At 71.2% G+C, this 13,921-nt stretch carries 17 protein-coding genes; 9 read left to right on the top strand and 8 right to left on the bottom strand.

The window, feature by feature from the left end; genetic code table 11:
• From B7X32_RS11130 to B7X32_RS11120, 3 genes are all read left to right on the top strand, one after another.
• Positions 1–553 (top strand): histidine kinase (locus B7X32_RS11130; protein ID WP_292719470.1); only part of this gene is annotated, 553 nt, incomplete at its 5' end.
• Positions 541–1,179 carry a response regulator transcription factor gene (locus B7X32_RS11125; protein WP_045272158.1) on the top strand — a complete coding sequence of 213 codons (639 nt, stop codon included), beginning with the start codon at positions 541–543 and terminating at the stop codon, positions 1,177–1,179. The genes B7X32_RS11130 and B7X32_RS11125, both read left to right, overlap by 13 nt.
• Before the next feature lie 168 nt (positions 1,180–1,347).
• Positions 1,348–2,952 carry a helix-turn-helix domain-containing protein gene (locus B7X32_RS11120; protein WP_292719467.1) on the top strand — a complete coding sequence of 535 codons (1,605 nt, stop codon included), beginning with the start codon at positions 1,348–1,350 and terminating at the stop codon, positions 2,950–2,952.
• 27 nt (positions 2,953–2,979) lie between these two features.
• On the opposite strand, the gene B7X32_RS11115 is transcribed toward B7X32_RS11120, so the two are convergent.
• Complete coding sequence (locus B7X32_RS11115; RefSeq protein ID WP_292719465.1) at positions 2,980–3,966, bottom strand: 4-(cytidine 5'-diphospho)-2-C-methyl-D-erythritol kinase; 987 nt, start codon at positions 3,964–3,966, stop codon at positions 2,980–2,982.
• 4 nt (positions 3,967–3,970) lie between these two features.
• A complete protein-coding gene (gene mgrA / locus B7X32_RS11110; RefSeq protein ID WP_292719462.1) occupies positions 3,971–5,038 on the bottom strand; it encodes an L-glyceraldehyde 3-phosphate reductase in 1,068 nt (355 codons plus the stop codon).
• 224 nt (positions 5,039–5,262) lie between these two features.
• On the opposite strand from mgrA, the gene B7X32_RS11105 reads away from it, so the two are divergent.
• A complete protein-coding gene (locus B7X32_RS11105) occupies positions 5,263–5,946 on the top strand; it encodes a hypothetical protein (protein WP_292719460.1) in 684 nt (227 codons plus the stop codon).
• 130 nt (positions 5,947–6,076) lie between these two features.
• Here B7X32_RS11105 and B7X32_RS11100 read toward each other — a convergent pair whose 3' ends face one another.
• From B7X32_RS11100 to rsmA, 3 genes are all read right to left on the bottom strand, one after another.
• Positions 6,077–6,412 carry a hypothetical protein gene (locus B7X32_RS11100; RefSeq protein ID WP_292719458.1) on the bottom strand — a complete coding sequence of 112 codons (336 nt, stop codon included), beginning with the start codon at positions 6,410–6,412 and terminating at the stop codon, positions 6,077–6,079.
• A gap of 115 nt (positions 6,413–6,527) precedes the next feature.
• Positions 6,528–6,845, bottom strand: coding sequence for a hypothetical protein (locus B7X32_RS11095; RefSeq protein ID WP_292719456.1), 318 nt, complete (start codon positions 6,843–6,845; stop codon positions 6,528–6,530).
• A gap of 33 nt (positions 6,846–6,878) precedes the next feature.
• Complete coding sequence (gene rsmA, locus B7X32_RS11090; RefSeq protein ID WP_292719454.1) at positions 6,879–7,727, bottom strand: 16S rRNA (adenine(1518)-N(6)/adenine(1519)-N(6))-dimethyltransferase RsmA; 849 nt, start codon at positions 7,725–7,727, stop codon at positions 6,879–6,881.
• A 36-nt stretch (positions 7,728–7,763) separates the two neighbouring features.
• Between rsmA and B7X32_RS11085 the strand changes: the two genes are divergently transcribed.
• Positions 7,764–9,077, top strand: a complete 1,314-nt coding sequence (locus B7X32_RS11085; RefSeq protein WP_292719451.1) for an MFS transporter — start codon at positions 7,764–7,766, stop codon at positions 9,075–9,077.
• On the opposite strand, the gene B7X32_RS11080 is transcribed toward B7X32_RS11085, so the two are convergent.
• Both B7X32_RS11080 and metG read right to left on the bottom strand, forming a co-directional pair.
• Positions 9,059–9,943 (bottom strand): TatD family hydrolase, encoded by an 885-nt coding sequence (locus tag B7X32_RS11080; RefSeq protein WP_292719449.1) that lies wholly within the window; start codon positions 9,941–9,943, stop codon positions 9,059–9,061. The two genes, B7X32_RS11085 and B7X32_RS11080, sit on opposite strands and share 19 nt — an antisense overlap.
• A gap of 4 nt (positions 9,944–9,947) precedes the next feature.
• Positions 9,948–11,525, bottom strand: coding sequence for a methionine--tRNA ligase (metG, locus tag B7X32_RS11075; protein WP_292719447.1), 1,578 nt, complete (start codon positions 11,523–11,525; stop codon positions 9,948–9,950).
• 133 nt (positions 11,526–11,658) lie between these two features.
• On the opposite strand from metG, the gene B7X32_RS11070 reads away from it, so the two are divergent.
• The 3 genes from B7X32_RS11070 to B7X32_RS11060 are packed head-to-tail and all read left to right on the top strand — an operon-like array spanning position 11,659 to position 12,693.
• Positions 11,659–12,027 carry a PadR family transcriptional regulator gene (locus tag B7X32_RS11070; RefSeq protein WP_292719445.1) on the top strand — a complete coding sequence of 123 codons (369 nt, stop codon included), beginning with the start codon at positions 11,659–11,661 and terminating at the stop codon, positions 12,025–12,027.
• Complete coding sequence (locus tag B7X32_RS11065; RefSeq protein WP_292719443.1) at positions 12,024–12,380, top strand: DUF1048 domain-containing protein; 357 nt, start codon at positions 12,024–12,026, stop codon at positions 12,378–12,380. The genes B7X32_RS11070 and B7X32_RS11065 overlap by 4 nt, the downstream gene beginning before the upstream one ends.
• A 1-nt stretch (position 12,381) precedes the next feature.
• Positions 12,382–12,693 carry a DUF1048 domain-containing protein gene (locus B7X32_RS11060; RefSeq protein ID WP_292719441.1) on the top strand — a complete coding sequence of 104 codons (312 nt, stop codon included), beginning with the start codon at positions 12,382–12,384 and terminating at the stop codon, positions 12,691–12,693.
• Here the strand turns inward: B7X32_RS11060 and B7X32_RS11055 are convergent.
• Positions 12,666–13,313: a class I SAM-dependent methyltransferase gene (locus tag B7X32_RS11055; RefSeq protein WP_292719439.1), complete on the bottom strand. Its 648-nt coding sequence runs from the start codon at positions 13,311–13,313 to the stop codon at positions 12,666–12,668. The two genes, B7X32_RS11060 and B7X32_RS11055, sit on opposite strands and share 28 nt — an antisense overlap.
• Before the next feature lie 107 nt (positions 13,314–13,420).
• Here B7X32_RS11055 and B7X32_RS11050 point away from each other — a divergent pair.
• A partial coding sequence (locus tag B7X32_RS11050; RefSeq protein ID WP_292719437.1) for a sigma-70 family RNA polymerase sigma factor occupies positions 13,421–13,921 on the top strand: 501 nt, incomplete at its 3' end.

Below are 13,921 nucleotides of genomic sequence, written 5' to 3'. Positions count from 1 at the left end.
TCTGCACGACGGCGCGCAGAACAGGCTCGTCTCGGTCGTGATGATGCTCGGGATCGCCGAGCGCTCGCTGCAAGGCGAGGGCGCGCAGACCGTCGAGCAACTGAGGCGCGCGCAAGAGGCGGCGACCGAGGCGCTGTCGGCCCTGCGCCGCACCGTCCACGACATCTACCCGCCGATCCTCGACGAACTCGGCCTCGAGGGCGCCCTGGCCTCACTCGCCGGCCGCAGCGCCGTGCCCTGCACGCTCGAGGCGGTCGGGGTGGGCAGGGTGCCCGCCGCCGTCGAGTCCGCGACCTACTTCATCGTCGCCGAGGCGCTCAGCAACGTGAGCAAGCACAGCGCGGCGAATCGCGCCGCCGTGCGCGTGCGGCGCCGCCACGACGTGCTCGAGGTCGCCGTCGAGGACGACGGCGTCGGCGGTGCCGTGGAGCGCCCCGGCGGAGGCTATGCGGGGATCCGCAAGCGCCTCGAAGCGTTCGAGGGCGCGATGACGCTCACCAGCCCGCCCGGCGGGCCGACAGTACTGAGGACGGAACTGCCATGCGGATCGTGATCGCCGAAGACGACACCCTGCTGCGGGAGGGGCTCGCCCTCCTGCTGCGCAGCGAGGGGTTCGACGTGATCGCCGCGGTGGACAACGGCGAGGACTTCCTCGCCCGTCTCGATGAGGCCGACGCCGCGGTGCTCGATGTGAGGATGCCCCCGACGTTCACGAGCGAGGGGCTCAAGGCCGCCGCAGAGGCACGCCGTCGCCGCCCCGGGTTCCCCGTGCTGGTGCTGTCCGCGTACGTCGAGGACAGATACGCCGGGGAGCTCCTCGCGGACGGCGCCGGCGCCCTCGGCTACCTCCTGAAGGAGCGGGTGGGGAAGGTCGCCTCGTTCGTCGACGCGCTGCACCGGGTCTCCGCCGGCGGGACCGTCATGGATCCGGAGGTCATCTCGCAGCTGATGAGCCGCCGCCGCGCGGACGACCCGGTCCGTGCGCTCACGCCGCGCGAGCGCGAGGTGCTCGGCCTGATGGCCGAGGGACTCGACAACGCCTCGATCGCCGGCCGCCTTTTCGTCACCGAGACCGCGGTGAGCAAGCACATCGGCAACATCTTCGCGAAGCTCGGGCTCGCGGCCAGCGACAGCGGTCATCGTCGCGTGCTCGCCGTCCTCGCCTACCTGCGCAGCTGATGCGGGATCCCGGATGACCTGCCCGTCGCACCTCGTCCCTTCGTCGGATGCGACGAACTCCGTCCTCGATTCGGGCGTCCCGCACCATCGCGGCCCTCGCGCCCACCGCCTACCCTGGGGGCTGTGCTCATGTCAGTGACGACGCGTCCACGTGCCAGTCTCGGGCGCGTGGTGGAGGACCTCGGCAACACGCTCCTCGAGGTGGTGTGCGGCGCGGCCGACGGCGACGCCGAGATCGAGACCGTCGTCATCCACGACGTGCTCGACGACGGGATGCCGATGCGCGGGGCCATGGTGCTGGGCGTGGGGCTGAGCGATCCGGCGGAGATCGCCGAGCTGCTGGCCGTGCTCGCCGCGCAGCAGGCCACCGCGCTCGTGCTGCGCGCCCCCGTGCGCGCGGAGGAGCCGGTGCTCGCCGCGTCCGAGGCGGCGGGCATCCCCGTGCTCGCCCTCACGCGCGGGGCGTCCTGGGCGCAGCTGGCCGCCATGCTCCGCTCCCTGATCGCGGAGGGCGACGTCGGCGATCAGGGCGCGCAGACGCTGGGCGGCATGCCCTCGGGCGACCTGTTCGCCCTCGCCAACGCGATCGCGACCCTGCTGAACGCGCCGGTCACCATCGAGGACCGCAACTCGCGCGTCGTGGCGTTCTCCGGCCGCCAGGACGAGGCGGATCCGGCCCGCGTGGAGACGGTCCTGGGCCGACAGGTCCCCGAGCGCTTCACCCGTCAGCTCGAGGAGCGCGGCGTCTTCCGCGATCTGTACCGCAGCGAGGACCCGATCGACATCGATCCCGTCGACGCCGGCGGGGTCCCGTCGTTCCCGCGCGTCGCCCTCGCCGTGCGCGCGGGCGACGAGATCCTCGGATCGATCTGGGCCGCCGTGCACGAGCCCCTCACCGCGGATCGCGTGCGGGCGCTGAAGGACTCCGCCGGCCTCGTCGCCCTGCACATGCTCCGCCGGCGCGCGGGCGCCGACGTCGAGCGGCGGCTCCGCGCCGACCTGCTCGCCACCGTGCTGGAGGGCGGAGGCGGCGCCGCCGATGCCGCGTCCCGGCTGCGGCTCGACGGGCACCGCTGCGTCGTGCTCGCCCTCGCCGCCGCGGATCGCACCAGGGACGAGTCCTCGGCGGATGCCAGGGCCATCGCGGAGCGGCAGCACATCGCGGATGCGTTCGCGATGCATCTCGGCGCGGTCTACCTGCGCTCGGCGGTCGCTCCCATCGGCGACGTCGTCTACGCGGTCGTCGGGATCCGCGCCGACCACGGCGACGCCGACCTCCGCGCCTCGCGGGTCGCGTCGGACTTCCTCGGACGGCTCGGCAGCACGCGCGAGGTGCGCGTCGGGGTCGGCACGGTCGCCGAGGACGTGCAGAGCATCCCCGCGTCGCGCGTGAACGCGGACCGCGCGCTGCGCGTGCTGCAGCACTCCCCGCACCGCGAGCCCGTCGCGCTGTTCACGACGGTGCAGGTGGACGCCCTGCTCGTCGAGCTCGGCGACCTCGCCCGCGCGCGCGGGGATCAGCCGACCGGCCCGGTGCGGCTGCTGATCGATCACGACCGCGAGAAGGGCACCCAGCTCGTCGAGACGCTGCGGGCGTGGCTGGACGCGTTCGGCGACGTCAGCATCGCCGCCGCCCGGATCTACACGCACCCGAACACGTTCCGCTACCGGCTGCGCCGGCTCGCCGAGATCAGCGGACTGGATCTCGCCGACCCCGAATCGCGGTTCTCCGCGATGATGCAGCTGCGACTGCTCACCGCCGAGGAGCGCTGAGCTCCGCTCGGCCGGAGCGTCGACCGCTCAGTCGTCCGCGGACACGACGTGCGCGCCGCGCACAGGGCCGTGCGCCCGCAGTACGGTGCGCCCCCCTCCGCGCAGCCGCTCCGCGGTGCTGTCGGCGCCCTCCGCCGTCTCGCAGAGGAACGCGAGCGTCGGCCCCGACCCCGACACGATGCCGCCGACGACAGGCCCCCCGCCCTCGCCGACCACCGCGTCGATGGTCTCCTCGAGCCGGGGGCGCAGCCGGAAGGATCCGGCCTCCAGCTGATTGCGCAGGCTCTGACCGAGTTCGAACGCCTCGCCGGAGAGCAGCGACTCGAAGAACGACGGCGGCACCTGCACGGGGTCCAGCCGCCGGTGCTGGACGTGCCGCTCCGGGTCGCTCCTCCGGTCCTCCGCCATCACCATGTCGAACGCGCGGTACACCGCGGGGGTGGACAGGCCCTCGTCGTCGAGGAGCAGCACCCACTCGTACCGGCCGCGGGACAGCGCGGGCGTCAGCACATCGCCGCGGCCCGACCCGACCGCGGTGCCGCCCATGAGGGAGAAGGGCACGTCGGCGCCGAGGCGCGCGGCGAGCTCGTGCAGGCGCCCGTGGTCGAGCCCCGTGCGCCACAGCTCGTTGCAGGCCACGAGCGCGGCCGCGGCGTCGGCGGATCCTCCGCCCATCCCGCCGGCGACGGGCACGCTCTTGTGCACGTCCAGGTGCACGCCGCCGTCGTAGCCGGTCGCCGCGGCGAGCACCTTGGCCGCGCGCATCGCGAGGTTGCGGTCGTCGAGCGGGACCGTGGACGGATCCGCCACGCCCGACACCGAGATCGTGAAGTCGTCCGCGGGGGTCGCGATCACGTCCTCGTAGAGCGACACCGCCTGGAAGACCGTGGACAGCTCGTGGTAGCCGTCGTCGTCGAGGTCCCCCACCCCGAGGAACAGGTTGACCTTGCCCGGCGCGCGCACGTGCACGCGCTGCACCGGCTGCTCGTCCGCCTGCTCCTCCGCGATGCTCATCTGCTCACAGCTCCGACGAGACCGACCACAGGTTCACGTCGAGGCCCGCACCCGCGATGCCGTCGATGCGGGCGATCTCCGCGGCGGTGAGCTCGGGCGCGTCGAGGGCGGCGAGGTTCTCGTCGAGCTGCGCCGGACGCGAGGCGCCGATGAGCGCCGAGGCCACCACGCCGTCGCGGAGCACCCACTGCAGCGCCAGCTGGGCGAGGCTCTGCCCCCGCTCGCGCGCGAGCTCGTTGAGCGCGCGCAGGATCGCGAGGCCCTCGTCGCTGAGCGGCTTGTCCGGCAGCGAGCCGCGCTTCTGCGCCCGCGCGGCGGTGCCGTCGCCGAGGTACTTGTCGGTGAGCAGACCCTGCGCGAGCGGGGTGAACGCGATCGCGCCCATGCCCTCCTCGCGGAGGGTCTCGGTGAGGCCGTCCTCGATCCAGCGGTTCAGGATCGAGTACGACGGCTGATGGATGACGAGCGGCGTGCCCAGCTCCCGGGCGATGTCCATCGCGGCCTCGGTGCGCTCCGCGCTGTAGGAGGAGATGCCGACGTACAGGGCCTTGCCCTGGCGGACCAGGGTGTCGAGCGCGCCGATGGTCTCCTCGACCGGCGTGACGGGATCCACGCGGTGCGAGTAGAAGATGTCGACGTAGTCCAGCCCCATCCTGGTGAGCGACTGCTCGGCGCTCGCCAGAATGTACTTGCGGCTGCCGAGGTCGCCGTAGGGCCCCGGCCACATGTCCCAGCCCGCCTTCGACGAGATGATCAGCTCGTCGCGGTAGGGCCGGAAGTCCTCCGCGAAGATGCGGCCGAAGTTCTTCTCGGCGGATCCGTAGGGCGGTCCGTAGTTGTTCGCCAGGTCGAAATGCGTGATGCCGCGGTCGAACGCGTGCCGGAGCAGGGCGCGCTGATCGTCGAGCGGGATGTTGTCCCCGAAGTTCCACCACAGCCCGAGCGAGATCGCCGGCAGGTACAGCCCGGAGGATCCGACCTGACGGAAATGCGCCCCCTCGTACCGGTCCGCCGCAGCGGAGTAGGGGCGGTGGATGTCGAGGACGTCTGGGCGGAAGCGCGGCTCGGTCACCGTCCCAGGTTAGCGTCGCCCGCTCTGTTCGGCGCTTGTGCGATGCGCGGGCCGCACGTCACGGCGTCTCGGGGGCCGTTGCGCTGCTCGCCCTGTCATCTCAGGCTCGCTAAGATGATCCGCCAACCGCGGACCGAGCCCGATCCGCGTCCGATCACGCTCGCCCGAGTGCGGATCCATACCCGGCCAATGCACTCGCCCGAGCGTGCGGCGACAGGATCGTCATGCGCTGGCACCGACGCGTACCGTTCGTCCTCACAGCGGCAGGCGTGCTCTGCGCGAGCATCCCCGCCGCTGCTCTGACGACCCCCGACTCCCTCTGGTGGCTGTCCTGCTTCAGCCGCCTCGGCGCGACGGACGACGCGTCCAGCGTGTTCTTCAACGGCGGCATGGTCCTCGCCGGCATCGTGATCGGCCTCGCCGCCGTGCCGGTGATGCGCGGACTCCGCGGCGCTTCTGCCGCGGGATTCCGGGGAACCGGCGCCGCCGCCGCGCTGGTGCCGCTGCTCATCGCGACCCTCGGCCTCAGCCTCGTCCTGATCGGGATGCTGCCGCTCTCGTTCAACGTCTTCGCGCACGAGCGCGCGGCCAACGGCGCCCTCGCGTCGTCGGCCGGGCTGCTGCTCCTGCACCGCCGATACCTGCGCGGCCTGTCCCGGACCCTCGACCGCATCGCGACGGGAGCGGTCGTCGTCCTTGCCCTCGGCATGGTCGGCCTGATCACCGGGGTGCTCACCCTCACCGTGTTCGAGGGGCTCGCATTCGGGTCCGTCATCGCGTGGCTGCACGCCCTCGAGATGCGCGCGAAGCGCTTCCCGGCCGGCCCCGCGACCCCTTTCACGGCAAACTCTCAGCATTTGTTCTTGTCCCCCATTTGGGGGACAAGGCGATCCGGTGTTACTGTCTAGTCCTCAGCTGAGGAAGTCGACCGGGACTGGGGACTCGGTCGACGCGAAGGTACCTCCAGTCGAAGTGAATGTGCCCTCTCGGGAACCCGATCCCGAGAGGGCACAACTTCGCCTGGGCGACCCCGGCCCGTCAGGCGCCGGGACGGCGCACGCGTCGTCGTCCGCGCCGGCGTCGGGCGAGCTCGATCCGCCGGACGATCCAGCGACCGCGCCTCTTCGCGGTCCAGACGACCGCGAGCGCCAGCAGGACGAGCGGGACCAGTTCCGGCGCGATGAGCATCGCGCCGAGCAGCGCCTCCAGTCCCTCGAATCCGAGGAGCGCGCCCGCCGCGAGATAGATCCACACCTCCATGCGGACGGCATGGCGCAGCGCCGCCCGCGCCCATCGATGCCGGATCCGCAGCCGGCGGTAGCGGATCAGCCTGAGCAGGCGAGGGCGGACACGAGGCGGGGGCAGGACGGGCATGACGGACTCCGGGTCGGCGGGCAGGAGGCTTCGCGCCCCGCGCCCGCGCATCCGGCCGCAGTCGATGACCGGACGTCAGGGTCGTCGATCAGGTCCCTGAGATCCGGCAGACCGCTCAGCCGTGCAGCGGGGAGGGCAGCGGCCTTCTCCCCGGTGACCGCGGGCCCTGCGCGCCGGCCGGCCGGAATTCCGCCTGGGCCGGCGTCTCCGACCGCGCGCCCGCATCGGGGCGCATCGGCATCGGGGTGCCGCCGCCGAGGAGCGCGGCGAGGATCGCCTGGATCCGGATCCGGCCGTTCGTCCCCATGAGGACCATTCCGATGACCACCAGTCCCAGGGCGACGAGCCACGCGGCGGGCATCGCGGTCAGCGACAGCGCAAGCGACACGTCCATCCGGACCATCGCCTCGTCGAGCACCGCGATCCGCATCACGATCGGCACTCTACCTCTCGCGATCGGAGGAGATCAGGCGGCCGGTGCCGCCAGCGCGATGCGATGGTAGTCGTCGACCGTGAGATCCTCGCCGCGCGCGGTCGGCGCGACCCCGGCGGACTCCAGCACGGCCGTGGCCTCGGCGGAGCTGCCGAAGATCCCGGACAGCGCCTGGCGCAGCATCTTGCGGCGCTGGTTGAACGCCGCGTCGACGATCGCGAACGTGCGCAGGCGCTCCTCCTCGGATCCGCGCGGCCGCGGATCCCGGTGGAATCCGACGAGCAGGCTGTCGACGTTCGGCACCGGCCAGAACACCTGGCGCGACACGGTCCCGCTGAGCCTCCACGGCCCGTACCACGCGGCCTTGACGCTGGGCGTGCCGTAGATCTTCGAACCCGGCTTCGCCGCGAGGCGCTCTGCGACCTCGGCCTGCACCATGACGACGCCGCGCTCGAGGTAGGGGAACGTCTCGAGGAAGTGCAGCAGCACCGGCACCGACACGTTGTAGGGCAGGTTCGCGACGAGCACCGTCGGCTCCCCCGGCAGTGCGGTCACGCGCATCGCGTCGGCGTCGACCACCGTCAGCGCCCCCTCCGGCACACCGCGGTCGAGGGCGGTCTGCGGCAGGCGCGCCGCGAGACGGTGGTCGATCTCGACGGCCGTGACGCTCGCGCCCGTCTCGAGGATCGCGAGGGTGAGGGATCCGAGGCCCGGCCCGATCTCCACCACCCGCTCGGACGGCTGGACGGCCGCGGCCTGGACGATCTTGCGCACCGTGTTCGCGTCGACCACGAAGTTCTGGCCGAGCTTCTTGGTGGGCGTCACATCGAGTTCGGCCGCGAGCCGGCGGATGTCGGCGGCGCCGAGCAGGGAGACGGTCATCTGACCATTGTCCCCTACGGTCGATAGTCTTCTCGGATGCCCCGGATCGGTGAACTCGTCGCGCCTCGGCGCATGGGCAGGGATTTCCGCTGGCTGCTCGCGTCCAGCTGGACGAGCAACGTCGGCGACGGCGTCGCCCTGGCCGCCGCTCCCCTGCTGATCGCGTCGATGACGTCGTCGCCGATCCTCGTCGCCGCCGGCGCGATCCTGCAGTTCCTGCCCTGGCTCGTGTTCGGGCTGCACGCGGGCGCGATCGCCGACCGCTTCGACCGCCGCCGGCTCGTCATGGTCGCGAACGCGGCGCGCGCGGTCGTGCTGCTCGCGCTGTGCGCGTTCCTGATCACCGGCGTGGCGAACATCTGGATCGTGCTGGCCTCCGCGTTCCTCTACGGCACCGCCGAGGTGTTCGTCGACACCGCGGGATCCACGCTGCTGCCCATGCTCCTGAAGCCGGCCGACCTCGGCCTCGGCAACGCCCGCCTGCAGGCCGGGTTCCTCGTCGCGAACCAGTTCGCGGGCCCCCCGCTCGGCGCCTTCCTGTTCGCCGCGGGCCACGCGTGGCCGTTCCTGCTGGAGGCCGTGTGCGTGAGCCTCGCGGTCGTGCTCATCTCGCGCATCGCGCGCACTCCCGTGCCGCCGCGCTCTTCGACGGACTCCGGGTCCGCCATAACCGGTTCGGAGACCGAGGCGGCCGGATCCGCCCCCGGCGGGTCGAAGGTGCACACCGACATCGCGGAGGGCCTGCGCTGGCTGTGGCGCAACCCTCCGGTGCGGATGCTCGTGCTCATCATCCTGCTGTTCAACGTGACGTGGGCGGCTCCGTGGGGCGTGCTCGTGCTCTATGCGACGGAGCACCTGCACATGGGCGCGGTCGGCTACGGGATGCTCACCACGGCATCGGCCGCGGGCGGCCTGCTCGCGACGGTGAGCTTCGGCTGGCTGGAGCGCCACGTGTCGTTCGCCGCGATGATGCGCGTCTGCCTCTCGCTCGAGGTGGTCATGCATCTGGCGTTCGCGCTGACCACACAGGGGTGGATCGCGCTGCTGATCATGTTCGTGTTCGGGTTCTACGCGTTCATCTGGGGCACGATCTCGACGACCGTGCGGCAGCGGCTCGTGCCGCACGAGCTGCAGGGCCGGGTGTCGTCGGTGAACTCGGTCGGCGTGTTCGGCGGCATGGTCATCGGGCAGGCGCTGGGCGGCGTGATCGCACAGGCGTGGGGCCTCACCGCCCCGTGGTGGTTCGCCTTCGCCGGTGCCGCGCTCACCCTGTTGTTCGTCTGGCGCCCGATCTCCCAGATCGTCTCCGCGCGTCCCGTGCTCGACGAGGTTCAGGCGAACGAGCCGTAGACCTCGAGCGTGTTCGCGGCGATCTGCGCGCTGAGCTCGTCGACGTCGATCCCGAGCTCGGCCGCCATGAAGCGCAGCGTGATCGGGATCAGGTAGGGCGCGTTCGGGCGCCCGCGCAGCGGCACCGGTGTCAGGAACGGAGCATCCGTCTCGACGAGGATCCGCTCCCGCGGCGTCACCGCGAGCGCGTCGCGCAGGTTCTGCGCGTTCTTGAACGTCACGTTGCCCGCGAACGAGAGGTAGTACCCGGCGTCGGCGCAGATCCGCGCCATCGCGGCGTCGCCCGAGAAGCAGTGGAACACCGTGCGGTCAGGGGCGCCGACGCGCCGCAGCGTCTCCAGCACGTCGTCGTGGGCGTCCCTGTCGTGGATCTGCATCGCGATCCCGTGCTTCTTCGCGAGCGCGATGTGCGCCTCGAACGACGTGTGCTGGGCGGCGCGCCCCGGCTCCTCGGTGCGGAAGTAGTCCAGCCCGGTCTCGCCGATCGCCCTGGTGCGCGGACGGGCGGCGAGCCCGTCGATCACCGCGATCGCCTCGTCCAGGCGTCCCGCCTCGGCGTACGTCGGGGCGTCGTTCGGGTGGATCGCGACGGCGGCGAGCACGCGCGGATCCGACTCGGCCGCGTCGACGGCCCAGCGCGACGACTCGACGTCGCCGGAGGCCTGCACGACACCGGCGATCCCGACGGCCTGCGCTCGGTCCAGCTGCTCCTGAAGGGACAGCCCCACCTCACCATCGGCGATCTCGAGGTGGCAGTGGTTGTCGTACACCGGCACCGCGAGCGGCGCGGGCGCGGCGGGGTAGCGCAGATCCTTGCGCCCCTCCGTCGCGCGCTCGCGCACGTAGGTGTCCGGCGTGTCGATCATGCGGTCAGGCCGTGGCCTCGATGCGCGGGAACAGCGGGGAGAGCGCCTGCACGCCGATGCCCGCCGGCAGCTGACCCCAGCGTCCGGCGTCGCGCAGCGGCTGCGCGGTGAGCGCGCCGAGGCCGCCCTCCGCGCCCAGAGCGTCCCAGAGCTTCGCGGTCGACTGCGGCATCACCGGCGACAGCAGAACCGCCAGTGCGCGCAGGCCCTCGGCGCAGGTGTACAGCACGGTGCCGAGGCGCTCGCGCTGCTCCTCGTCCTTGGCGAGTGCCCAGGGCTCGTTCTCGGTGATGTAGCCGTTGAGCGCGTCGACGATCGTCCACACGTCGGCGATCGCCTCGTCGATGCGGAACCGCTCGACGGCGGCGTCGGCATCGGCCGCGGCCTTCGCGACGAGCTGCTGGATCCCGAGATCCTGCGCGGTGTACTCCCCCGCCGTCGGCACGACGCCGTCGAAGTAGCGCTCGATCATCGCGATGGTGCGAGACGCGAGGTTGCCGAAGCCGTTCGCGAGCTCGGCCTGGTAGCGGGCCGACAGGTCCTCCCAGGAGAAGGATCCGTCCTGCCCGAAGGCGATCGCGGAGAGGAAGTAGAACCGGTACGCGTCGGATCCGAAGACGTCGGTGATCTCGGTCGGCGCGATGCCGGTGAGCTTCGACTTCGACATCTTCTCGCCGCCGACGAGCAGCCAGCCGTGCGCGAACACGCCCTTCGGGACCTCGAGGCCCGCGGCCATGAGCATGGCCGGCCAGATGACGGCGTGGAAGCGCAGGATGTCCTTGCCCACGACGTGGTAGGCGGGCCACCGACGATCGAACGTCGCCTCATCGGATCCGTATCCGACCGCGGTGACGTAGTTCAGGAGCGCGTCGACCCACACGTAGATGACGTGCGAGGTGTCCCAGGGCAGCGGGATGCCCCAGTCGAACGTGGAGCGCGAGATCGAGAGGTCTTTGAGGCCCTGCGAGACGAACGAGATGACCTCGTTGCGGGCCGAATCCGGGCGCACGAAGTCGGGCTCGGTCTTGTACAGCTCGAGCAGGCGGTCCTGGAACTCGCTGAGCTTGAAGAAGTAGTTCTTCTCCTGCAGCAGTTCGAGGGGCTTGGAGTGGATCGCGCAGACCTTGAGCCCCTCGAAGGGGCCGGTGCCGTCGACGATCTCGGACTCGGGCTTGAACTCCTCGCAGCCCACGCAGTACAGCGCCTCGTACTCGCCGGCGTAGATGTAGCCCGCGTCGTAGAGCTTCTGGAAGAAGACCTGGACGTTGGTCTCGTGCCGCTCCTGCGTCGTGCGGATGAAGTCGTCGTTGGCGACGTCGAGCGTCGTCAGCAGCGGGAACCAGCTCTCGCTGACGAGCTTGTCCACCCACTCCTGCGGGGTCACGCCGTTCGCCGCCGCCGCACGCAGCATCTTCTGGCCGTGCTCGTCGGTGCCCGTGAGCATCCAGGTGTCGTCGCCCGACTGGCGGTGCCAGCGCGCGAGGGTGTCCACGGCGACGCTGGTGTAGCCGTGCCCGATGTGGGGCACGTCCGACGGGTAGTAGATCGGCGTGGTGATGTAGAAGGACTCGCCTGCGGGCATGCGTTCGATTCTAGGCGGGATGCGGGGCCCGGTTCGGACGATGACGACGGCCGCACTAGTAAGTATCACGCAGTAGTGGTACCTTGTGTCACGTAGTAGCTGTGACACGCAGCACGAGAACGCGAGGATCACCATGGACGGCTTGACGGAGATGCTGAAGGGGACGCTGGAGGGGTGCGTCCTCGCGGTCATCGGCGCCGAGGAGACCTACGGGTACGCCATCACGCGGAACCTGAACGACCGGGGCTTCACCGACATCGTCGAGGGAACCGTCTACACGATCCTGCTGCGCCTGGAGAGAGGCGGGCTCGTCGACGTCGCCCAGCGGCCGTCCGAGAAGGGGCCGCCGCGCAAGTTCTACAGCCTGAACGACGCGGGCCGGACCGAACTCGAGCTGTTCTGGCGCAAATGGGCGTTCGTGTCCGCGCGGATCGACGGCCTGCGCCCGCGAGGCGCGGACGACACCGCACCCGAGAACGAGAAGAAGGAGGACGGATCGTGAACTTCTGGGAGAAGGTGACCGGGGGCGACCTCAACCGGGTCTGGAGGGACTTCCAGGCCCGAGCCGAGGCGCTTCCCGCGGAACACCGTGCCGCGTGGGACGAGATCATGAAGAACCTGATGCTGCACGGCGACTTCAGCGGACGCAATCTCACCCCGATCTGCGACGGAGTGCTCGGGCTGCTGGAGGCCTCCGCCGCGCAAGGGCAGAGCGTCGAGGAGGTGCTCGGCGACGATATCCCCGGCTTCTGCGCGGCCGTCGGCGGCGACCAGGGCGCGAAGGACTTCCGTGCCCGCTGGCGCGACCAGCTGAACCACGGCGTCGCGCGTCGACTGAACCGTGTGGAGGGCTGACATGAGCATCAAGGACATCATCGAGGGCAAGAAGGCCTGGCGCGCGCATGTCGCGAGGGTGAAGGCGCTGCCGCCGGACTACCGGATCGTGTACGAGGAGATCCAGAAGTACCTGTTCAAGGTCGGCCCGGTGACCCTGCCGGACGGCAGCCTGCTCGGCGATCTGCTGGGCTTCTTCGAGGAAGGCGCCGGCGAGGGCAAGGGTGTGCTCGCGCTGATCGGCCCGGACGTCGCGGCGTTCGCCGACGGACTGATCGGCGACACTCCGACCTACGCCGACAGCTATCAGGCTTCGGCGCGACCGAAGGACTGACCGGATCCGGCCCGCACGGCGATCAGCGCGCCGTGCGGGCGGACGCTGCCTGCGGTCCCCGGCTCCCGCTCGCGCCGCTGGGACCAGCTCACCGTGAACCCCGCGTCGCGGAGCCGGGCGCCCAGGGCCTCGGGCGACCAGTAGCGCGCCGGCGCGACGGCATGGGCGAATTCCTCGCCCGGCTCGCCGTCGAAGTACCCGATGAGCATCCGCCCGCCCGGTGACAGCACCCGCGCGAGTTCCCGCAGCGCGGCGGCGAGCTCGGCTGGGGCGAAGTGGATGAGGGAGTACCAGGCGAGGATCCCGCCGAAAGATCCCGCCGGGAACGGCAGGTCGCGGATCGACGCCGACTCGAAGCGCACGCCGGGATGCCGCGCGCGGGCGGCGGCGAGGAACGCCTCCGAGACGTCGACGCCGACGACGTCTCGCCCGCCCCCGTCGAGGAACGCCGTCCAGAGTCCCGGTCCGCATCCGGCATCGAGGAGCGTTCCCGGCGTCTCGTCCCGCCACCGCCCGATCAGCGCGACGTCGGCGCGCTCCATCTGGTCGAGGCTGCCGATCAGCGCGATGTACTCCTCCGCGCGCGCGTCGTACGCGGCCGCCACCTCGTCGTCATCCACATCGAGCATCCTGCCGAGCACCGCCGCCGGCGACGCCTTCGCCACTCCGCCGCGCCCGAACCCGGGAGAATCGTGAACACGATCCGCCCCTCCGAGGAATACAGGATGTGAACAACGACAACACGGTGATCGCGAGATCGGTGACGGATCCCTCGGCCTTCGGCGAGATCTTCCACCGGTACGCAGGTGCGGTGCATCGCTACGCGGCCCGTCGGGCCGGTGACGCCGTCGCCGACGACGTCACGAGCGAGACCTTCCTGATCGCGTTCCAGCGCCGCACTCGATTCGATCCCGCACGGGAGGACGCCCGACCCTGGCTGTTCGGCATCGCGACGAATCTCATCCACCGTCACCGCATCGCCACCGCACGCGTGCTGCGGGCGATGGAGCGCAGCACGCCGGAGGCGGAGGCCGTCACCGGCGACCCGGACGACGCGCTGGATGCCCAGCGCGAGGTCGCCCGGCTGGCGGGGAGGATCCGACGCCTCTCCGCCGGTGACCGCGACTGCCTGCTGCTGTTCGCCTGGGCCGAGCTCTCGTACGACGAGATCGCCGAAGCCCTGCACATCCCCGTCGGCACGGTGAAGTCACGACTCAACCGCGCCCGG

This window comes from Microbacterium sp. 13-71-7 (assembly GCF_002257455.1).
Classification (GTDB): domain Bacteria; phylum Actinomycetota; class Actinomycetes; order Actinomycetales; family Microbacteriaceae; genus Microbacterium.
The sequence above is the reverse complement of the archived record's forward strand: the minus strand, read 5'-3'. Positions and strand labels throughout refer to the sequence as shown.

Excerpts from the sequence above, each read along its gene's own strand:
- B7X32_RS11085 (WP_292719451.1), top strand. The coding sequence starts at position 7,764 with ATGCCCCGGATCGGTGAACTCGTCGCGCCTCGGCGCATGGGCAGGGAT.
- B7X32_RS11060 (WP_292719441.1), top strand. The coding sequence starts at position 12,382 with ATGAGCATCAAGGACATCATCGAGGGCAAGAAGGCCTGGCGCGCGCAT.
- B7X32_RS11105 (WP_292719460.1), top strand. The coding sequence starts at position 5,263 with ATGCGCTGGCACCGACGCGTACCGTTCGTCCTCACAGCGGCAGGCGTG.
- B7X32_RS11125 (WP_045272158.1), top strand. The coding sequence starts at position 541 with ATGCGGATCGTGATCGCCGAAGACGACACCCTGCTGCGGGAGGGGCTC.
- metG (WP_292719447.1), bottom strand. The coding sequence starts at position 11,525 with ATGCCCGCAGGCGAGTCCTTCTACATCACCACGCCGATCTACTACCCG.
- B7X32_RS11115 (WP_292719465.1), bottom strand. The coding sequence starts at position 3,966 with ATGAGCATCGCGGAGGAGCAGGCGGACGAGCAGCCGGTGCAGCGCGTG.
- B7X32_RS11100 (WP_292719458.1), bottom strand. The coding sequence starts at position 6,412 with ATGCCCGTCCTGCCCCCGCCTCGTGTCCGCCCTCGCCTGCTCAGGCTG.
- B7X32_RS11070 (WP_292719445.1), top strand. The coding sequence starts at position 11,659 with ATGGACGGCTTGACGGAGATGCTGAAGGGGACGCTGGAGGGGTGCGTC.
- B7X32_RS11080 (WP_292719449.1), bottom strand. The coding sequence starts at position 9,943 with ATGATCGACACGCCGGACACCTACGTGCGCGAGCGCGCGACGGAGGGG.
- rsmA (WP_292719454.1), bottom strand. The coding sequence starts at position 7,727 with ATGACCGTCTCCCTGCTCGGCGCCGCCGACATCCGCCGGCTCGCGGCC.